Consider the following 18,919-nt stretch of genomic DNA (forward strand, 5'->3'; position numbering starts at 1 on the left):
TGCCACTGACCGTAAGGAGTCTCCGGCGCGACAGTGGTGTCATGACCGGAAACCAGATAGAAGGCCTTGTCGGAATGCTCGTGACCTTCGGACTCCTCGTCCTCATGGTCCTCCCCTCCGTGATCGGCATCGTGCGCGACAGGCGCATCGACCGCCAGATCAGGGAGGCCCAGGAGGGGAGGAGCCAGGAGGAAAGGAGTCGGAGGAAGGAGACTCAGAAGTCCTCGTCCAGGTCGACGGTGCCCTCCACCGCCACCTGGTACGCCGAGGGACGCCGCTCGAAGAAGTTGGTCAACTCCTGAACGCCCTGCAGCTCCATGAAGGAGAAGGGGTTCTCGGAGCCGTACACCGGGGCGAAGCCGAGCCGCGTCAGACGCTGGTCGGCCACGCACTCCAGGTACTGCCGCATCGAGTCGGTGTTCATCCCCGGGAGGCCGTCACCGCACAGGTCGCGCGCGAACTGCAGCTCGGCCTCGACGGCCTCCCTCAGCATGTCGGTGACCTCCTGTCGGAGCGCGTCGTCGAACAGCTCCGGCTCCTCCTTGCGCACGGTGTCGACGACGTCGAAGGCGAAGGACATGTGCATCGTCTCGTCCCGGAACACCCAGTTGGTGCCGGTGGCCAGGCCGTGCAGCAGACCCCGGCTGCGGAACCAGTAGACGTAGGCGAAGGCGCCGTAGAAGAACAGGCCCTCGATGCACGCCGCGAAGCAGATCAGGTTGAGCAGGAAGCGACGCCGGTCGGCCTGCGTCTCCAGCCGGTCGATCGACTCCACCGAGTCCATCCACTTGAAGCAGAACCCGGCCTTCTCCCGGATGGACGGGATGTTCTCCACGGCCGCGAAGGCGGCGGCGCGGTCGTCCGGGTCGGGCAGGTAGGTGTCGAGGAGCGTCAGGTAGAACTGGACGTGGACGGCCTCCTCGAAGAGCTGGCGGGACAGGTACAGCCGCGCCTCGGGGGAGTTGATGTGCTTGTAGAGGGTCAGCACCAGGTTGTTCGCGACGATCGAGTCACCGGTGGCGAAGAAGGCCACGAGGCGCCCGATCAGGTGCTGCTCCTCGGGGCTGAGCTTCGCCAGATCGGCGACGTCCGAGTGGAGGTCGACCTCCTCGACGTGCCAGGTGTTCTTGATGGCGTCCCGGTAGCGCTCGTAGAAGTCCGGGTAGCGCATGGGCCGCAGCGTCAGCTCGAAGCCCGGGTCGAGCAGGTTCTTGGTGGTGGGGTTCGCGGGGGTCTCGGTGGTCATTACTGGCATGCCTCGCAGGACTCGGGGTTTTCCAGGGAGCAGGCGACCGCTTCGGGGTCCGGGCCGGCCTGCACGGGGACGGTGGTGGCTCGGGCCGCGGCGCGGGCGATCCGGGTCGCCGGGCGTGAGCGCAGGTAGTACGTGGTCTTCAGGCCCTGCTTCCAGGCGTACGCGTACATCGAGGAGAGCTTCCCGATGGTCGGCGTCTCCAGGAACAGGTTCAGCGACTGGGCCTGGTCGAGGTACGGGGTGCGGGCGGCGGCCATGTCGATCAGGCCGCGCTGCGGGATCTCCCAAGCGGTGCGGTACAGCGCGCGCACGTCCTCGGGGATCCAGGTGAAGCCCTGCACAGAGCCGTTGGCCTCGCGCAGCGCCTCACGGGTGCGGGCGTCCCACACGCCGAGCCGCTTGAGGTCGTCCACCAGGTAGGAGTTGACCTGGAGGAACTCACCCGACAGCGTCTCGCGCTTGAACAGGTTGGACACCTGCGGCTCGATGCACTCGTAGACACCGGCGATGGAGGCGATGGTCGCGGTCGGCGCGATGGCCAGGAGCAGGGAGTTGCGCAGCCCGGTGATGGCCATGCGCTCGCGCAGCGCGGCCCAGCGCTCCGGCCAGACGGGCTCGACGCCGTAGTGGTCCGGGTGCAGCACGCCCTTGGCCGTACGGGTCTTCTCCCAGGCCGGCAGCGGGCCGCCCCGCTCGGCGAGGTCGGCGGAGGTCTCGTACGCGGCGAGCATGATCCGCTCGGCGATACGGGTGGACAGGGCCTTCGCCTCGGGGGAGTCGAAGGGCAGCCGGAGCTGGAAGAAGACGTCCTGGAGGCCCATCGCGCCGAGGCCCACCGGACGCCAGCGGGCGTTGGAGCGGCCCGCCTGCTCGGTCGGGTAGAAGTTGATGTCGACGACCCGGTCCAGGAAGGTGACCGCGGTGCGGACGGTGGCGTCCAGGCGCTCCCAGTCCATGTCGCCCGTCGCGGGGTCGGCGAAGGCGCCCAGGTTGACCGAGCCCAGGTTGCAGACCGCGGTCTCCCCGTCGTCGGTGACCTCCAGGATCTCCGTGCAGAGGTTGGAGGAGTGGACGACGTGACCGGGGGTCGCGGTCTGGTTGGCCGTGCGGTTGGCGGTGTCCTTGAAGGTCATCCAGCCGTTGCCGGTCTGCGCGAGGGTGCGCATCATCCGGCCGTACAGCTCGCGGGCGGGCAGCGTCCTGCGGGCGAGCCCCGCCTCCTCCGCCCTGCGGTAGGCCGCGTCGAACTCCTCGCCCCACAGGTCGGTCAGCTCCGGCACGTCTGCCGGGGAGAACAGCGACCAGGTGCCGTCGGCGTCCACGCGGCGCATGAACTCGTCCGGGATCCAGTGCGCGAGGTTCAGGTTGTGCGTACGGCGGGCGTCCTCGCCGGTGTTGTCCCGCAGCTCCAGGAACTCCTCGACGTCCGCGTGCCAGGTCTCCAGGTAGACGGCGGCCGCGCCCTTGCGCCGACCGCCCTGGTTCACGGCGGCGACCGAGGCGTCCAGCGTCTTGAGGAACGGGACGATGCCGTTGGAGTGCCCGTTGGTGCCGCGGATCAGCGAACCCCGGGCGCGGACGCGGGAGTAGGCGATGCCGATGCCGCCGGCGTGCTTGGACAGGCGGGCCACCTGGTGGAGGCGGTCGTAGAGGGAGTCCAGCTCGTCCTTGGGGGAGTCCAGGAGGTAGCAGGACGACATCTGGGCGTGCCGGGTGCCGGAGTTGAAGAGGGTGGGGGAGGAGGGCAGGTAGTCCAGGCGGCTCATCAGGCCGTACAGGGCGGCGACCTCGTCCACCGCGCGGACCGTGTCGTCCTCGGCGAGTCCGGCGGCGACCCGCAGCAGGAAGTGCTGGGGAGTCTCGACGGCCTTGCGGGTGATGGGATGCCGGAGCAGGTAGCGGCTGTAGAGCGTACGCAGGCCGAAGTAGCCGAAGCGGTCGTCGGCGTCCCGGTCGATCAGCGCGTCCAGGCGGTCCGCGTGCAGCCGTGCGAAGGCCGCGGTGCGGTCGGCGATCAGGCCCTCGCGGTGGCCGGTGGCGACGGAGTCGGTGAAGGTGACGACGCCCTGGGAGGCGGCCTCGGCGCGGATGCCGATGGTCAGCAGGCGGGCGGCCAGCCGGGAGTAGACCGGGTCCTCGGAGATCAGGCCGGCGGCCGCCTCGGTGGCCAGCTCCCGCAGCTCGGCCTCGTCGGCGTGGGCGGACCGGCCGCGCAGCGCGGCGGCGGCCACTCGGCCGGGGTCGGCGCCGGGGAGGTCGGCGGTCAGCCCGGTCAGGGTCCGCAGCAGGGCGGCACCGGGTCCGTCGGGTTCCCCGGTCGCCGTCACCGGGGTCGCTGAAGCCGGATCGGCTGGCGCGATGGTCACGTGGAGCACTCCCTCGCTCGGCACGGGGCCCGGCGGAGGGAGGGCAGGGGGCAGCTCACGAGCGCACGCGGCGTCGCGTCCACCGGCCCACTCCACGAGGCCCGGACGTCATGGCACCCGGGCCAGGGCGGCCGGGCGCACTGTCGGCAGGTCCTCGGACTGGACAGGCGTGCGCGCACGTGCGAAGACGTACGGATGCACGCAAGTACACCGTTGCGGGACAGTTCCGGATTCGCACCGGATTCCCCTGCGGCGACAGCGAGCACGAGCATACATCTTGTGCCGGGCGACGCGAGCACCCCCAGATGTTGTGTCTCAGCGGGGTGTTGTGGCGGGGTGCCGCGCCCGTGTCAGAGGGTGCCGCGCCCCTGTCGGAGCGTCAGTTCGTAAGTGAGCAGCATGATGTCGTCCAGCTCCGGCAGGGGGTTCCAGTCGCGGTCGGGCGTGCGGACGAAGCCCAGGCGCTCGTAGAGGCGGTGGGCGGTGCGCATGGCGGTCTGGGTCGACAGCACGACGCCCGTGCAACCGGCCACCGTCCGGGCGCGGTCGACGCAGGCTCGTACGAGCGCCTCGCCCGCCCCGCGGCCGCGCGCCTCGCGGGCGACGGCGAGCATGCGTATCTCGGCCTCGCCGGACCGTGAGATGTCGGCCATGGGGCCGCCGGACGGCACGAACGTCACGCCGCCGAGCACCCGGCCGTCGGCCACCGCGACCAGCACCTCGGCGGCCGCCGCGCGCTTGGCCACGTCGCGCAGCTCGTCCAGGTAGGAGTCGCTCTCCCCGAAGTCGAGGAGGCCGTCGCGCAGGTATGCCTGCGCGGTGATCTCGCCGAGGGTGTCGTACTCCTCGGCCGTCGCCCGTCGGATCACGAAGTCCATGACGCCGAGTGTGCCCGACGGGTACGACAACGGGCCGCCGGATTTCTCCGACGGCCCGCTGATCAGGGCTCTTCTAGTGCGAGCTGCCCGCCGTGGCCGGCGGCAGTTCCACCTGGACGCCCGGGTCGCCGGCGTCCGCCGTGTAGTCGCCCGGCTTGGTCTCGTCGATGCCGTCGGGCGCCTTGGCCGCCCTGAGGACGAAGGTCAGGACCACGGTGACCACGACGTTCAGCACGAAGGCGGTGAGACCGATGTAGCCGATCTCGCCGATGCCGGGGATCTCGTCGGAGGAGCCGCCGAAGTGCTTCTGCGTCGGCGAGGCGACACCGTAGGCGGCGACCGTGCCGTAGACCATGCCGACCGCCCAGCCGCCGAGCAGCGCCCAGCGGTGGAACCAGCGGGTGAACAGGCCGCCGACCAGGGCCGGGAAGGTCTGCAGGATCCAGATGCCGCCCAGCAGCTGGAAGTTGATCGCCACGGTCTTGTCCATGCCCAGGACGAAGATCAGCGCGCCCACCTTCACCAGCAGCGACACCAGCTTGGAGACCTTCGTCTCCTGTGCCGGGGTGGCGTCGGGCTTGATGAAGTCCTTGTAGATGTTGCGGGTGAAGAGGTTCGCGGCCGCGATCGACATGATCGCCGCCGGGACCAGGGCGCCGATGCCGATCGCCGCGAAGGCCACGCCCGCGAACCAGTCCGGGAACATGTTCTCGAACAGCTGCGGGATCGCCAGCTGGCCGTTCTCCACCTTGACCCCGGCCGCGATCGCCATGAAGCCGAGCAGCGCGAGCAGACCCAGCATCAGCGAGTACAGCGGCAGGATCGTGGTGTTGCGGCGGATCACCTCACGGCTGCGGGAGGACAACGTGGCGGTGATCGAGTGCGGGTACATGAACAGCGCGAGCGCCGAGCCGAGCGCGAGGGTCGCGTACGTCCACTGGCCGCCCGCGTTCGGTACCACTCCGCCCGCGCCCGTCTCGGTGAACTTGTCGCTCGCCGACGCGAAGATGTCGTCGAACCCGCCCAGCTTGATCGGGATGTAGATGATCGCCACCGCGATGACGATGTAGATCAGCGTGTCCTTCACGAACGCGATCAGCGCGGGCGCCCGCAGCCCCGACGAGTACGTGTACGCCGCCAGCACACCGAAGGCGATCAGCAGCGGCAGGTCCTTGATGAACCAGTTGGTGTCCTCGCCGCCGCCGACGCCCATCACGTCGAGCACGGCCTGGATGCCGACCAGCTGGAGCGCGATGTACGGCATGGTCGCCAGGATGCCGGTGACGGCGACCGCCAGCGACAGCCCCTTGGATCCGAACCGGCCGCGCACGAAGTCCGAGGTCGTCACGTACCCGTGTTTGTGCGAGACCGACCACAGGCGGGGCAGGAAGGTGAAGATCAGCGGGTAGACCAGGATCGTGTACGGCACCGCGAAGAAGCCGGACGCGCCCGCCGCGTAGATCGCCGCCGGCACGGCCACGAAGGTGTACGCCGTGTACAGGTCGCCGCCCAGCAGGAACCAGGTGACCCAGGTGCCGAACGAGCGGCCGCCGAGGCCCCACTCGTCGAGGCTGTGCTCGTTCTCGGCCCGGCGCCAGCGGGCGGCCAGGAAGCCCATGGCGGTGACGAGGACGAAGAAGAAGATGAAGACGGCGAGTGCGACGCCGTTCACGCCGTCGTTCATCGCGACTCACCGCCCTTCGGGGCGGCGGGGGCGGCCGTGGAGCGGGCCGCGCGCCCGCGCTGGTCGTGCTGCCACAGCTTGTAGGCGGTCATCGTCAGCACGGTGGAGATCAGTACCCAGGCCATCTGGTACCAGTAGAAGAACGGGATGCCGATGAAGGTCGGGTCCGTCTTCGTGTACGAACCGACCCAGAGCATGGCGACGAACGGTGCGACGAGGCAGATCCCGATGACGACGCGCACCGGCGTCACCACCGGCTCTCTGCTCACTTCTGTGTCTTCTGACATGCGCGGCTCCGTCCCCTCGCTGATCACCTCGTGCAGTGCGCACGAAATGTAGGTGACGGTGTCAAGACAGCGGAAGACCTCGTCCGTATATCGGTCCCCAACCGCAATCTGGGGCCCGGACGAGGGGCCCCTGGTCTAGTCCTGGGGCCGCTTGAGGCGGGCCACGAACTTGTAGCGGTCGCCCCGGTACACCGAGCGCACCCACTCCACCGGTTGGCCGGTGCGGTCCTGCGAGTGCCGGGAGAGCATCAGCATGGGCAGGCCCACGTCGGTGCCGAGCAGACCGGCCTCGCGCGGGGTGGCCAGGGAGGTCTCGATGGTCTCCTCGGCCTCGGCGAGATGGACGTCGTACACCTCGGCGAGCGCGGTGTAGAGGGACGTGTACTTCACCAGCGAGCGGCGCAGGGCGGGGAAGCGCTTGGCGCTGAGGTGGGTGGTCTCGATCGCCATCGGCTCGCCGTTGGCCATGCGCAGCCGCTCGATGCGCAGCACCCGGCCGCCGGCCGTGATGTCCAGCAGCCCGGCGAGCCGGTCGTCGGCGGTGATGTAGCCGATGTCCAGCAGTTGCGAGGTCGGTTCGAGGCCCTGGGCCCGCATGTCCTCGGTGTACGAGGTGAGTTGCAGCGCCTGCGACACCTTGGGCTTGGCGACGAAGGTGCCCTTGCCCTGGATGCGCTCCAGACGGCCCTCGACGACCAGCTCCTGCAGGGCCTGGCGCACCGTCGTGCGCGAGGTGTCGAACTCGGCGGCCAGGGTGCGCTCGGGCGGGACCGGGGTGCCCGGGGTCTGGGTCCGGGTCATGTCCAGCAGATGCTTCTTCAGACGGTAGTACTTGGGCACGCGCGCGGTACGGACGGTCGCCCCACCCTCGTTCTCCGCACTGCTGACGTCGGTGCTCATGCTCTGCCTTCCCGGCTCCGGATGCCGAAGCGACCGCTGTCCCTGTCGGCCACGGCTCACATCGTGGCACGGCTTCGTCCGGGGTGGCCCCCGCACGCTCCGTGATCCCATCTGTATACCCGCGGGAACACCCTTGGTCTAGTCCACAGGCCAGTCAGGCGTCGCTGGTACGCGCGTTCGGAGTCGTCCCCGCACGTCATTCGGTGGGGGGTGGTACACCCGGTCCCGGTCCGCCCGATCTGTCGCTTGCGCAATGAAAGGTCCCTGCATATCTCGGTCCCATCACGGAGGCAAGGACTGGGTTTGAACACCCTTGACAGTCCTATTGGTCTGGGCCAAGCTCCCCGTACTGGTCTACACCATTGGTCCAGGTCCCGGCCCCAAGGGCGGTCCGCGTCGACGAGCAACCGCGGGGAGGCAGGGGGGTTGTGTGGCATCCCTGAGGAGGGTTGGCGTGAAGCGCAAGCTTATAGCCGCGATCGGTATCGCGGGCATGATGGTCTCGATCGCCGCGTGCGGGGGCGACAGCGACGACGACGGCAAGAAGGCCGGCGCCGACGGCTACGCCGGCGAGACGCTCACCGTCTGGGTGATGGACGGCTCCTCCCCGGACGACTGGCAGGCGGACCTCGCCAAGGAGTTCGAGGCGAAGACCAAGGCCAAGGTCAAGTTCGAGATCCAGAAGTGGAACGGCATCCAGCAGAAGCTGACCACCGCCCTCTCCGAGGAGAACCCGCCCGACGTCTTCGAGATCGGCAACACCCAGACCCCGGCCTACGCCAAGACCGGCGGCCTCGCGGACCTGAGCGACCTCAAGGGCGAGATCGGCACCGACTGGTCCGAGTCCCTCAACAAGTCCGCCGTCTTCGACGGCAAGCAGTACGCGGCCCCGTGGTTCGTGGTCAACCGCGTCGTCGTCTACAACAAGAAGATCTGGGCGGACGCGGGCATCAAGGAACTGCCCAAGACCCGCGACGAGTTCTACAACGACCTCAAGACGATCGGCGAGAAGACCGACGCCGAGCCGATCTACCTGCCCGGCCAGAACTGGTACCACTTCGTGGGCCTGGTCATCGGCGAGGGCGGTGAGCTGGTCAAGAAGGACGGCGACAAGTACGTCTCCAACCTGTCCGACCCGAAGGTCGCCGCCGCCACCGAGACCTACAAGAAGTTCCAGGCCCTGTCCAAGGCGCCCAAGGACAAGGACGAGGCCACCCCGCAGCAGGGTGAGATCTTCGCCAAGGGCAAGACCGGCTCGTTCATCGGCATGGGCTGGGAGGGCGCCACCGCGATCGCCACCAACCCGGCGATCGAGAAGGACCTCGGCTACTTCACCATCCCCGGCCCCACCGCCGACAAGCCCGAGGGCGTCTTCCTCGGCGGCTCCAACCTGGCCGTCGCCGCGGGCAGCAAGAAGCAGGAGCTGGCCAAGGAGTTCCTGAAGCTCGCGCTCTCCGACAAGTTCGAGGGCGGGCTGGCCAAGGCCAACGGCGTCATCCCGAACAAGGAGGCGCTGCAGAGCAACCTGAAGGGGAACGCCGCCGCCGAGGCCGCCGCGCCGGCCGCCGGTACCGGTGACACCACGCCGCTGATCCCGGAGTGGGCCGCCGTCGAGAACGACCCGAACCCGATCAAGACGTACCTGACGGCCGTCATGAAGGGGAAGTCCCCGGCCGAGGCCGCCAAGCAGGTCGAGGGCGAGTTCAACAAGCGCCTGGCGCAGCAGCAGTAGCACCGGGTGAGCCGGGGCGGGGGCTGACACACGACGGCCCCCGCCCCGGCGTCGAGGTGAACAGGTCGAGAAGAGAGAGACCGCGAGCATGACCGTGCAGACCGAACGGCCGCCCTCAGGCCCGTCGGACGTCCGCAAGGCGGACGGTGGGGGAACCGGCGGGCCCAGAGCGAGAGCCGCGTCGCGTGCCGGCGCGCTGGCCCCGTATCTGCTGCTGCTGCCCGCCGCCGCGGCCACCGTGCTGCTGCTCGGCTGGCCGCTGGTGAAGGACGGCCTGCTGTCCTTCCAGAACCTCAACATGGCGCAGCTGATCCAGCACGTCACCGAGTGGACCGGCTTCGACAACTACAAGGAGGTCCTCACCGGCGAGGACTTCTGGCGCGTCACCGTCCGTTCCATCATCTTCACCGCGGTCAACGTCGTCCTCACCATGGTGGTGGGCGGTCTGATCGGCCTGCTGCTCGCCCGCCTCGGCAGGGCGATGCGGTTCGTGCTGATGATCGGTCTGGTCCTGGCGTGGGCCATGCCGGTGGTCGCCGCGACCACCGTCTACCAGTGGCTCTTCGCCCAGCGCTTCGGCGTCGTCAACTGGGTGCTCGACAAGCTCGGCTGGCACTCCATGGCCGACTTCAGCTGGACCGGCAGCCAGTTCTCGACCTTCTTCGTCGTCACCGTGCTGATCGTCTGGATGTCCGTCCCCTTCGTCGCGATCAACCTGTACGCGGCGACCACCACCATCCCCGACGAGCTGTACGAGGCCGCCGCCCTCGACGGGGCCGGCATGTGGCGCAGCTTCACCTCGGTCACCCTGCCGTTCCTGCGCCCGTTCCTCTACGCGACGACGTTCCTCGAGGTCATCTGGATCTTCAAGGCCTTCGTCCAGGTCTACACGTTCAACGGCGGCGGACCGGACCGTCTCACCGAGATCCTGCCCGTCTACGCCTACATCGAGGGCGTCGGCAACCAGCACTACGGCATGGGTGCGGCGATCGCGGTCCTGACCATCCTGATCCTGCTCGGCCTGACCGCGTACTACCTCAGGATCGTGCTCAAGCAAGAGGAGGACGAGCTGTGAAGCGCTCGCTCTTCGGCCGCGTGTGGCCCAACGTCACGGCCGTCGTCCTGTTCATCGGCCTGGTCTTCCCCGTCTACTGGATGTTCGCCACGGCCTTCAAGCCGACCGGGGACATCATCTCGGAGAACCCGGTCTGGTTCCCGACCGACGTCACCTTCGAGCACTTCAAGACCGCGACCGAGGCCGACCACTTCTGGACGTACGTGAGCAACTCGCTCATCGTCACCGTCTGCGCGGTCGTCTTCTCGCTGATCATCGCGCTGGCCGGATCCTTCGCTCTGGCGCGGATGCGGTTCAAGGGCCGGCGGGGCTTCATCGTCGGCTTCATGCTCGCCCAGATGGCGCCCTGGGAAGTCATGGTCATCGCGATCTACATGATCGTGCGCGACGCGTCGATGCTGAACAGCCTGGTGCCGCTCACGCTCTTCTACATGATGATGATCCTGCCCTTCACCATCCTGACGCTGCGCGGCTTCGTCGCCGCCGTGCCGAAGGAGCTGGAGGAGTCGGCGATGGTCGACGGCTGCACCCGGGTCCAGGCGTTCCGCCGCGTCATCCTGCCGCTGCTCGCGCCGGGCCTGATGTCCACCTCGATGTTCGGCTTCATCACCGCCTGGAACGAGCTGCCGCTCGTCCTGGTCGTCAACAAGGAGGCGGAGTCCCAGACCCTGCCGCTGTGGCTGACCAGCTTCCAGACCGTCTTCGGCGACAACTGGGGCGCGACCATGGCCGCCTCCTCCCTGTTCGCCATCCCGATCCTGATCCTCTTCGTCTACCTCCAGCGCAAGGCCGTCAGCGGCCTGACCGCCGGCGCCGTGAAGGGATAGCACCACCGATGACGACCCTCGCGAGGGCCACCGACACCCTCACGCGCGACGCGCTCGCCGTTCTCCAGCCCGGGTTCGCCGGCACCACCGCCCCCGACTGGCTGCTGCGCCGCATCGGCGAAGGGCTGGCCTCCGTCGCCCTGTTCGGGCGCAACGTCACCTCTCCCGAGCAGGTGGCCGCCCTGACCGCGCAGCTGCGTGCCGAGCGCGAGGACCTGCTGGTCGCGATCGACGAGGAGGGCGGCGACGTCACCCGGCTCGAGGTGCGCACCGGCTCGTCCTTCCCCGGCAACCACGCCCTCGGCGCGGTGGACGACGTCGGCCTCACCCGGGCGGTGGCCGCGGAACTGGGCCGCCGGCTCGCCGCCGCGGGCGTCAACTTCAACTGGGCGCCGTCCGCCGACGTGAACTCCAACCCGGACAACCCGGTGATCGGGGTGCGCGCCTTCGGCTCCGACACCGACCTGGTCGCCCGGCACACCGCCGCCTACATCACCGGGATGCAGTCCGCGGGCGTGGCCACCTCCGCCAAGCACTTCCCGGGCCACGGCGACACGGGCATCGACTCCCACCACGCCATGCCGCGCATCGACGTGGGCGCCGACGTGCTGGCCGAACGCGATCTGGTCCCGTTCCGGGCCGCCATCGCCGCGGGCAGCCGCGCGGTGATGAGCGCCCACATCCTGGTCCCGGCACTGGACCCGGAGCTTCCGGCAACGTTGTCCCGGCGCATCCTGACCGACCTGCTCCGCGGCGAGCTGGGCTACGACGGACTCATCGTCACCGACGGCATCGAGATGAAGGCCATCGCCGGCACCTACGGCATCGAACGCGGCACCGTCATGGCCATCGCCGCCGGTGCCGACGCGATCTGCGTGGGCGGCGGCCTGCACGACGAGGGCACCGTACGGCGGCTGAGCGACGCGCTGGTCGAGGCGGTCCGCGCGGGCGAACTGCCCGAGGAGCGCCTGGCCGACGCGGCCGAACGCGTCCGGTCCCTGTCCCGGTGGGCGGCGGAGAACCGTCCCGCCGACGGGGCTTCGGACACGGCCGACGGAGACGTCGGCCTGCGTGCCGCCCGCCGCGCGCTGCGCGTCACCGTCGCGGGGGAGCCCGCGCCGCTCACCGAGGCGCCGTACGTCGCCGCGCTCACCCCGGTGGCGAACATCGCCGTCGGCGACGAGACCCCCTGGGGCGTGGCCGCCGAGCTGATCCGCCTGCTGCCGGGCACGGAGACGGGCAGCTTCAACGGGGCCGACGCGGGCTCCGAGGCGCTGGCCGCGGCGGGCTCCCGCCGTATCGTCGCCGTCGTCCGCGACGAGCACCGCCACCCGTGGATGGCGGCGGCCCTCGACGTCCTGCTGGCGGCCCGGCCCGACACGGTCGTCGTCGAGATGGGCGTCCCGCGCGCGGAGCCCCGCGGCGCCGTCCACCTCGCCACCCACGGCGCGGCCCGGGTCTGCGGCCGAGCGGCGGCGGAGGCCATCGCGGGCGTCTAACGACCACCCGCCGCCCCGCTGAAGGCGCCGGTCCCTCGACGGGGCCGGCGCCTTCAGCGTGGGTGGCCGCGCGAGGCTCCGGCGAAGGGCGGGCACGCGAGCCCGGACGGAGGGTGGGCACGCGGGCCCGGATGGAGGGTGGGGCGGGCCGTCGCCAGGCGGGCGCGGGGCGAGTGCCGGCGCCGACGGGAGCGCGGGCACGGGGGCTGGTGCCAGGGGAGGTGTGGCCGGGACGTGGGCGCCGTGCCGGTGGTGGTGCGGGTACGACGAAGGCGCCGGGGCCCTGTGACGGGATCCGGCGCCTTCCGCGCGCGTGGACGTCCGCCCCGCGGACCGGGGACGGGGCGGGTCAGATGCCCTGCCAGTCCGGCTTGTGGGCGTAGGTGTGCCGGAAGTAGTCGGCGAGCTTCAGCTTGGACGCGGCCGCCTCGTCGACGACGACCGTGGCGTGCGGGTGCAGCTGCAGCGCGGAGGCCGGGCACACGGCCGCGACCGGGCCCTCGACGCTCGCGGCGACCGCGTCGGCCTTGCCCTCGCCGGTGGCGAGCAGCACCACGTGCCGGGCCTCCAGGATGGTGCCGATGCCCTGGGTGATCACGTGGTGCGGCACCTGCTCGATGTCGCCGTCGAAGAAGCGCGCGTTGTCGACCCGGGTCTGCTCGGTCAGGGTCTTGATGCGCGTCCGCGAGGCGAGCGAGGAGCACGGCTCGTTGAAACCGATGTGCCCGTCGGTGCCGATGCCCAGCAACTGGAGGTCGACCCCGCCGGTCCCGCCGAGCGCCGCGTCATAGGCGTCGCACGCCGCCTGCACGTCCGCGGCCGTCCCGTCGGGACCCATGAACGCGTCCATGCCGATGCCGAGCGGTTCGAGCACCTCTCGCCGCAGCACCGAGCGGTACGACTCGGGGTGCTCCGCGGGCAGCCCCACGTACTCGTCGAGCTGGGCGATCCGTGCCCGCGCGGTGTCCACGGCACCCGAGCGCACCTTGGCAGCCAGCGCCTCGTACACGGGCAGCGGCGTCGAGCCGGTGGCCACCCCGAGCAGGGCGTCGGGCTTGCGTCGGAGCAGCTGTGCCATGGCTTCGGCTATGAGTTCGCCGCCCGCCTTGGCATCGGGAACGATGACAACTTCCACGCTGGCCTGCCGTTTCGAAGAGAGGACTCACCCGGGGCCCGGGACTGGCTATGTGGTTTAGACCAATCTAACAGAGCGGAGCCGCGCGGTCGCGCTGAAACGGTCAGGCGAGTGGTGGTGCGCCGGCGGCGGTGTCAGGTCAGTGAACCTCCCGTGGCGTCCACCCAACTGCCCGTGACCCACCGGCCCCCGTGCGAGGCGAGGAACGCGACCACGTCGGCCACCTCGGCCGCCGTCCCCACCCCGCCCAGCGCGGAGAGCGCCGCGGCCCGCTCCCAGCCGCCCTCGCTCCCGTGCAGCATCCCCGCCGTGTTGTCCGTGTCGATGATGCCGGGCGCCACCGAGTTCACCGTGATGCCGCGGGCGCCCAGCACCTTGGAGAGGTCTCGCGAGAGCACGTCCAGCGCACCCTTCGTCATCGCGTACGCCATGTTGTCCGGCATCACCGCCGTGCGGGCCAGGCCCGACGAGATGTTGACGACCCGGCCGCCGTCGCGCAGCCGCCCCATGCCGTGCTTGAGGATGAAGAACGGTGCCTTCACGTTGACCGTGAAGACCGCGTCGTACTCCGCTTCCCCTATCTCCCCGATGGGGCGGGTGTTGCCGATCCCCGCGTTGTTCACCAGGACGTCCAGGCCCTCGGCGTGTCTGTCGAACTCCTCCCACAGGGTCTCGGCGGCGCCCGGAGCCGCCAGGTCGGCCCTGATCGTGAACGCCGAGCCGCCCGCGGCCTCGATCGCGGCCACCGTCTCCTTCGCCGCGGCCTCGTTCCTCCCGTAGTGCACCGCGACCCTGGCGCCGTCGCGGCCCAGTCGCTCCGCGATGCCCCGCCCGATGCCCCTGCTCGCCCCCGTGACGAGTGCTGTCCTGCCCGCAAGCACGCCCATGACGACGCCCCCTTCGTATTCACTAGTGGTCGCTACAAAAATGACCGTACAGCAGTCCGGCAGCTTTTTTCTAGTGGCCGCTATAAAATGCACTCCATGGTGAGCGGCGAGAAGAGTGAACGGTCCGGGGCACCCGCTCGGAGTGGTGCGGCCAGGACCCGCGGCCGTCCGCGCTCCTTCGACCGGGCGACGGCGCTGGAGGCCGCGCTGCTGGCGTTCTGGGAGCACGGTTACGAGGCCACGTCCGTCTCCGACCTGACGCGGGTCATGGACATCGGCGCCCCGAGCCTCTACGCCGCCTTCGGCGACAAGCGCTCGCTCTTCGAGGAGGTCGTCCAGGAGTACGGCGCGCGGTACGGCTCCTTCGGCGACCGTGCCCTCGCCGAGGAGCCGACCGCGCGGGCGGGGGTGGAGAGGATGCTGCGCGAGGCCGCCGCCGAGTACACGGCCCCCGGCCGGCCGCACGGCTGCCTCGTCATCCACGCGGCCGCCAACTGCTCGACCGCCGAGGTCGAGGAGTCCCTGCGGGAACGGCGCAACGCCAACATCGCCTCCATCGAGCGCAGGATCGGCGCCGACGTGGCGGATGGTGCCCTGCCGCCGGACACCGACGCCGCCGCCCTCGCCCGGTACACCGGCGCGATGATCCAGGGCATGTCCCAGCAGGCGCGCGACGGTGCGACCCGGGCGGAGCTGGAGGCACTCGCGGAAATTGCCCTGGCGGTCTGGCCCCGAGGTTGAGCCAACAGGGTTAGGCTTCTGGCGGCTGTCCGGACGGCGGTGCGGTCGGACACGAGCCACCAACGACAAACAACGTCCACCGCATGGACACGGTTAGTGGTCTAGTCCACAATGGTGACCGAGGCACCGACCGTGTCGCTCGCGCAAGGTGATCGTCAGGCTTCCGTCCTCCCCGCACAGGAGGACGGACCGAGGAACCGGAGCTCTCTGCCCTGACTGCCCCGGCTCCTCATCCTTCGGCCGACCGGGACCGCACACCCCACGGCCGATGTTGCTCCGGGCTGCGGTGCCGGGAGGGTTGAGGGTCCCTCTCAGGCGCCGCGGCCCGCGGGTGTTCCCGGGGCCTCGCGGGCCGCGTCCGGGGGCGGGGGAGCAGTGGAGAGTGGCTGGTTTCGATCGCTGTCCGTACCGCCAGGTACGCTCAGCCCCGTGCCCTCCATGAACGAACTCGTACGCCAGCACACCGCGCTCGACGACTCCGACCTCGAGTGGCTCCACCTGCTGGTCTCGGAGTGGCAGCTCCTCTCCGACCTCTCCTTCGCCGACCTGGTCCTGTGGGTCCCCACGCGGGACGGCACGCGCTACGTCTCCGTCGCCCAGATGCGCCCCAACACGGGACCCACCTCGTACCAGGACGACATGGTCGGGCACCTCGTCCCGCGCGGTCGGCGGCCCATGCTGGACGCCGCCCTGGACGAGGGCCGCATCGTGCGCGAGGGCGACCCCGAGTGGCGCGAGGAGGTCCCGGTCCGCGTCGAGTCCATCCCCGTACGCCGTCAGGGACGTGTCCTCGGGGTCATCGCCCGCAACACCAACCTGCTCACCGTGCGCACCCCGAGCCGCCTGGAGCTGACCTACCTGCAGAGCGCCTCGGACCTGGCGCAGATGATCGCGGCCGGCGCCTTCCCGTTCGAGAACCAGCAGGTCGACATGGACGCCTCGCCCCGCGTCGGCGACGGCCTGATCAGGGTCGACGGCGACGGCATCGTCCAGTACGCCTCCCCGAACGCCCTGTCGGCCTACCACCGCATGGGACTCGCCGCCGACCTGGTGGGCCATCACCTCGGCCGCACCACTGCCGAACTGGCCCCCTCCCGCGGCCCGGTGGACGAGGCGCTCGCCAAGGTCGCCAGCGGCTGGGCGCCGCGCGAGTTCGAGATCGAGGCGCACGACGGGGTGATCCAGTTCCGCGCCATTCCGCTCAAGCCCAAGGGCACCCGCATCGGTTCGCTGGTCCTCCTGCGCGACGTGACGGAACTGCGCCGCCGCGAACGCGAATTGATCACCAAGGATGCCACCATCCGGGAGATCCACCACCGGGTGAAGAACAACCTGCAGACGGTGGCGGCCCTGTTGCGCCTGCAGGCCCGGCGCATCGAGTCCGACCGGGGCCGCGAGGCGCTGGAGGAGGCCGTGCGCCGGGTCGGCTCGATCGCGATCGTGCACGAGACGCTCTCCCAGAACCTGGACGAGCGCGTGGAGTTCGACGAGATCGCCGACCGCGTGCTGGCGATGGTGGCGGAGATCTCGCCGGGCAAGGTCACCGGCCGGCGCACCGGACGCTTCGGCATCCTCGACGCCGAGGTCGCCACCCCGCTCTCCATGGTCCTGACCGAGGTGCTGCAGAACGCCCTGGAGCACGGCTTCCGGGACGGCGACACCGGCACGGTCGAGGTCTCCGCGGTCCGTGGCGGTACGACGAAGGAGGCCCGGCTGCTGGTCACCGTCCAGGACGACGGTGTCGGCCTACCCGAGGACTTCGACCCGCACCGCTCCGGCAACCTGGGCCTGCAGATCGTCCGCACCCTGGTGGAGGGCGAGCTGGGCGGCACCTTCGACATGGTGCCCGCCTCGGAGCGCGGCACCCGCGTCATCCTCGACATCCCGGTGCCCGCCGAGAAGTAGCGGCGAGCACCGGCACCGGGACGGACGTGGGCACAGCAAAAAGCCCCGGACCGGTGAAGGTCCGAGGCCAGTGCTCGTGCGATACATCGTCCGATGCGCATCGGGGGTACTGCGCGCTGCGGCTCGGGAGCGGGGGATGCGTACTCGCTGTACACGCCGCCAAGCTGAGGCTGTCAGTAGGGGTGGGTTGTCAGGCGGAGGCCTGACGAGCCCGGTTGCGGGCGGCACGGCGCTTCATCGCGCGGCGCTCGTCCTCGCTGAGACCACCCCAGACGCCGGAGTCCTGGCCGGACTCGAGCGCCCACTGCAGGCACTGCTCCATGACGGGGCAGCGACGGCAGACGGCCTTGGCTTCCTCGATCTGCAGCAGCGCGGGACCGGTGTTGCCGATGGGGAAGAAGAGCTCGGGGTCTTCCTCGCGGCAAACGGCGCGGTGACGCCAGTCCATGGCTGCTACCTCTCCTTGGTATTACATGCTGGGATGCTTGTGAATGTGAACGCTTTCACGAATCCCTCAACAAGGGAAGGGCCTACCGCCAGGTTCCCTGGCGTGGTCCTGTGGTTTGAAGAGGGGTTCCGGTGATCTGTGGATGCCGGTCCTGCGGGCTGTCCCGATCGCCAAGAAGAGACTCGCAAACCTCGGCGGCGGATACAACCCCTTCCGGAAAGTTTTTTTTGATTCTTCGGTGTCGACTAGGTCACAGCCGTACTTCCATGGGGTGGACCCTGGTCTAAACGTTCGAGTGAAAGGACTTTCGCCCCTTCTGCTCACACAATCACACGCAGTGCACGGCGTACGCCTGTGAACGCCACGCTGGTACGCAACCCGAGGTGGTCACCGTCCATCTGGAGGGGCAGAGGCACCTTCGAATGCAAGGTGAAGTCGGTCAGATCGTGCAGGGAGACCGCGTGCCGACCGCGCGGCCCGCGCTCGGGGGACGAAGTGAGCAACTGGGTGCCATACCGGGCAACCGCGGCCGTCGACAGCCTGCTGAGCCCGAAGACGTCGAGCGCGGTGTCGAACGAGGCTTCGGGGGAGGCGTAGATCGGGCGGTTGCCGAGGAACGTCCAGGGGCAGGTGTTCGAAACTATGGACAGCACCAGATCGGTGACCGGGTCCTCGCCCGCCCGCTCCAGGGTGATCGTCCCGCTGCGGCGGTGCGGCTCGCCGATGAGCTGGCGCACCACCTGGCGGACATAGAGGGCGTGCGTCGACTTCTTGCCGCGCTCGCGGTGCTGCTCGACGCGGCCGACCACGCCGGCGTCGAAGCCGAGGCCGGCGTTGAAGGTGAACCAGCGGGCCGGGACCCCCTCGTCCTCCGAGCCCGGCGTACCCGACGCGAGGCCCAGACCGACGGTGCGCTCGCTGCCCTCGCGCAGGGCGTCCAACAGGGCTCCGGTGGCCTCCACCGCGTGGTTGGGCAGGCCGAGGGCACGGGCGAAGACGTTGGTGGAACCACCGGGGACCACCGCGAGACCGGGCAGGTGCTCGGGGTCGGGGCCCGCGTGCAGCAGACCGTTGACGACCTCGTTCACCGTGCCGTCGCCGCCGAGAGCCACCACCAGGTCGATGTCGTCGCTCTGCGCCGCCTGCCGCCCGAGGTCGCGCGCGTGGCCGCGGTACTCGGTCGTGACCGCTTCCAGCTTCATCTCGCTCGCGAGGGCGTGGATCAGCACGTCGCGCGTGCGCGCGCTCGTGGTGGTTGCCGCCGGATTGACCACGAGAAGTGCACGCATGCTGTGCAGGG

General features: G+C 69.9%; 17 protein-coding genes and 1 riboswitch. Of the genes, 7 read left to right on the forward strand and 10 right to left on the reverse strand.

All coding sequences use genetic code 11. From position 1 onward, the window contains the following. The first annotated feature begins 41 nt into the window (after positions 1–41). Positions 42–302 carry a hypothetical protein gene (locus tag IE258_RS41075; protein ID WP_229891919.1) on the forward strand — a complete coding sequence of 87 codons (261 nt, stop codon included), beginning with the start codon at positions 42–44 and terminating at the stop codon, positions 300–302. Here the strand turns inward: IE258_RS41075 and IE258_RS03830 are convergent. The 6 genes from IE258_RS03830 to IE258_RS03855 all read right to left on the reverse strand — a co-directional run bounded on the left by IE258_RS03830 (position 215) and on the right by IE258_RS03855 (position 7,370). Further along, positions 215–1,246: a ribonucleotide-diphosphate reductase subunit beta gene (locus IE258_RS03830; protein WP_159324324.1), complete on the reverse strand. Its 1,032-nt coding sequence runs from the start codon at positions 1,244–1,246 to the stop codon at positions 215–217. The two genes, IE258_RS41075 and IE258_RS03830, sit on opposite strands and share 88 nt — an antisense overlap. Next, positions 1,246–3,621, reverse strand: coding sequence for a ribonucleoside-diphosphate reductase subunit alpha (locus IE258_RS03835; RefSeq protein WP_189738865.1), 2,376 nt, complete (start codon positions 3,619–3,621; stop codon positions 1,246–1,248). Before IE258_RS03835 ends, IE258_RS03830 begins: the two co-directional genes overlap by 1 nt. Positions 3,622–3,749: 128 nt before the next feature. Beyond that, positions 3,750–3,893, reverse strand: a riboswitch (cobalamin riboswitch). Between the two features lie 78 nt (positions 3,894–3,971). After that, on the reverse strand, positions 3,972–4,499 hold the full coding sequence (locus tag IE258_RS03840) for a GNAT family N-acetyltransferase (RefSeq protein ID WP_189738868.1): 528 nt from the start codon (positions 4,497–4,499) through the stop codon (positions 3,972–3,974). 73 nt (positions 4,500–4,572) lie between these two features. Beyond that, positions 4,573–6,183: a monocarboxylate uptake permease MctP gene (gene mctP / locus IE258_RS03845; protein ID WP_189738871.1), complete on the reverse strand. Its 1,611-nt coding sequence runs from the start codon at positions 6,181–6,183 to the stop codon at positions 4,573–4,575. Continuing rightward, the gene (locus IE258_RS03850) at positions 6,180–6,470 is read right to left on the reverse strand and encodes a DUF3311 domain-containing protein (protein ID WP_189738874.1); all 291 of its coding nucleotides are present in this window, start codon (positions 6,468–6,470) and stop codon (positions 6,180–6,182) included. The genes mctP and IE258_RS03850 overlap by 4 nt, the downstream gene beginning before the upstream one ends. A 135-nt stretch (positions 6,471–6,605) precedes the next feature. Further along, positions 6,606–7,370 carry a GntR family transcriptional regulator gene (locus tag IE258_RS03855; protein WP_003973740.1) on the reverse strand — a complete coding sequence of 255 codons (765 nt, stop codon included), beginning with the start codon at positions 7,368–7,370 and terminating at the stop codon, positions 6,606–6,608. 454 nt (positions 7,371–7,824) lie between these two features. On the opposite strand from IE258_RS03855, the gene dasA reads away from it, so the two are divergent. From dasA to IE258_RS03875, 4 genes are all read left to right on the forward strand, one after another. Beyond that, complete coding sequence (dasA, locus tag IE258_RS03860) at positions 7,825–9,102, forward strand: N,N'-diacetylchitobiose ABC transporter substrate-binding protein DasA (RefSeq protein WP_159324334.1); 1,278 nt, start codon at positions 7,825–7,827, stop codon at positions 9,100–9,102. An 88-nt stretch (positions 9,103–9,190) separates the two neighbouring features. Then, a complete protein-coding gene (locus IE258_RS03865; protein WP_189738876.1) occupies positions 9,191–10,177 on the forward strand; it encodes a carbohydrate ABC transporter permease in 987 nt (328 codons plus the stop codon). Beyond that, positions 10,174–11,004: a carbohydrate ABC transporter permease gene (locus tag IE258_RS03870; protein ID WP_127893046.1), complete on the forward strand. Its 831-nt coding sequence runs from the start codon at positions 10,174–10,176 to the stop codon at positions 11,002–11,004. Before IE258_RS03865 ends, IE258_RS03870 begins: the two co-directional genes overlap by 4 nt. A gap of 8 nt (positions 11,005–11,012) precedes the next feature. After that, on the forward strand, positions 11,013–12,503 hold the full coding sequence (locus tag IE258_RS03875; RefSeq protein WP_189738879.1) for a glycoside hydrolase family 3 protein: 1,491 nt from the start codon (positions 11,013–11,015) through the stop codon (positions 12,501–12,503). 349 nt (positions 12,504–12,852) lie between these two features. Here IE258_RS03875 and nagB read toward each other — a convergent pair whose 3' ends face one another. Further along, positions 12,853–13,638: a glucosamine-6-phosphate deaminase gene (gene nagB / locus IE258_RS03880; protein ID WP_189738882.1), complete on the reverse strand. Its 786-nt coding sequence runs from the start codon at positions 13,636–13,638 to the stop codon at positions 12,853–12,855. A gap of 134 nt (positions 13,639–13,772) precedes the next feature. Beyond that, positions 13,773–14,525, reverse strand: coding sequence for an SDR family oxidoreductase (locus IE258_RS03885; protein WP_189738885.1), 753 nt, complete (start codon positions 14,523–14,525; stop codon positions 13,773–13,775). A gap of 96 nt (positions 14,526–14,621) precedes the next feature. On the opposite strand from IE258_RS03885, the gene IE258_RS03890 reads away from it, so the two are divergent. Beyond that, the gene (locus IE258_RS03890; RefSeq protein ID WP_189738888.1) at positions 14,622–15,266 is read left to right on the forward strand and encodes a TetR/AcrR family transcriptional regulator; all 645 of its coding nucleotides are present in this window, start codon (positions 14,622–14,624) and stop codon (positions 15,264–15,266) included. A gap of 438 nt (positions 15,267–15,704) precedes the next feature. Beyond that, on the forward strand, positions 15,705–17,171 hold the full coding sequence (locus IE258_RS03895) for a sensor histidine kinase (protein ID WP_059300646.1): 1,467 nt from the start codon (positions 15,705–15,707) through the stop codon (positions 17,169–17,171). Between the two features lie 190 nt (positions 17,172–17,361). Here the strand turns inward: IE258_RS03895 and IE258_RS03900 are convergent, their stop codons facing one another. Both IE258_RS03900 and IE258_RS03905 read right to left on the reverse strand, forming a co-directional pair. Then, positions 17,362–17,619 (reverse strand): WhiB family transcriptional regulator, encoded by a 258-nt coding sequence (locus IE258_RS03900; RefSeq protein WP_003973730.1) that lies wholly within the window; start codon positions 17,617–17,619, stop codon positions 17,362–17,364. Between the two features lie 320 nt (positions 17,620–17,939). Beyond that, a complete protein-coding gene (locus tag IE258_RS03905; RefSeq protein ID WP_087807298.1) occupies positions 17,940–18,908 on the reverse strand; it encodes a diacylglycerol/lipid kinase family protein in 969 nt (322 codons plus the stop codon). Between the last annotated feature and the right edge of the window lie 11 nt (positions 18,909–18,919).

It is taken from the genome of Streptomyces tendae (genome assembly GCF_014650435.1).
Lineage (GTDB): Bacteria > Actinomycetota > Actinomycetes > Streptomycetales > Streptomycetaceae > Streptomyces > Streptomyces tendae.

Bases quoted from the DNA above. Each gene is read 5' to 3' on its own strand.
- IE258_RS03895 (WP_059300646.1), top strand. From the start codon at position 15,705: ATGAACGAACTCGTACGCCAGCACACCGCGCTCGACGACTCCGACCTC.
- IE258_RS41075 (WP_229891919.1), top strand. From the start codon at position 42: ATGACCGGAAACCAGATAGAAGGCCTTGTCGGAATGCTCGTGACCTTC.
- IE258_RS03865 (WP_189738876.1), top strand. From the start codon at position 9,191: ATGACCGTGCAGACCGAACGGCCGCCCTCAGGCCCGTCGGACGTCCGC.
- IE258_RS03875 (WP_189738879.1), top strand. From the start codon at position 11,013: ATGACGACCCTCGCGAGGGCCACCGACACCCTCACGCGCGACGCGCTC.
- IE258_RS03890 (WP_189738888.1), top strand. From the start codon at position 14,622: ATGGTGAGCGGCGAGAAGAGTGAACGGTCCGGGGCACCCGCTCGGAGT.
- IE258_RS03840 (WP_189738868.1), bottom strand. From the start codon at position 4,499: ATGGACTTCGTGATCCGACGGGCGACGGCCGAGGAGTACGACACCCTC.
- IE258_RS03885 (WP_189738885.1), bottom strand. From the start codon at position 14,525: ATGGGCGTGCTTGCGGGCAGGACAGCACTCGTCACGGGGGCGAGCAGG.
- IE258_RS03900 (WP_003973730.1), bottom strand. From the start codon at position 17,619: ATGGACTGGCGTCACCGCGCCGTTTGCCGCGAGGAAGACCCCGAGCTC.
- IE258_RS03855 (WP_003973740.1), bottom strand. From the start codon at position 7,370: ATGAGCACCGACGTCAGCAGTGCGGAGAACGAGGGTGGGGCGACCGTC.
- mctP (WP_189738871.1), bottom strand. From the start codon at position 6,183: ATGAACGACGGCGTGAACGGCGTCGCACTCGCCGTCTTCATCTTCTTC.
- IE258_RS03850 (WP_189738874.1), bottom strand. From the start codon at position 6,470: ATGTCAGAAGACACAGAAGTGAGCAGAGAGCCGGTGGTGACGCCGGTG.
- IE258_RS03830 (WP_159324324.1), bottom strand. From the start codon at position 1,246: ATGACCACCGAGACCCCCGCGAACCCCACCACCAAGAACCTGCTCGAC.
- IE258_RS03905 (WP_087807298.1), bottom strand. From the start codon at position 18,908: ATGCGTGCACTTCTCGTGGTCAATCCGGCGGCAACCACCACGAGCGCG.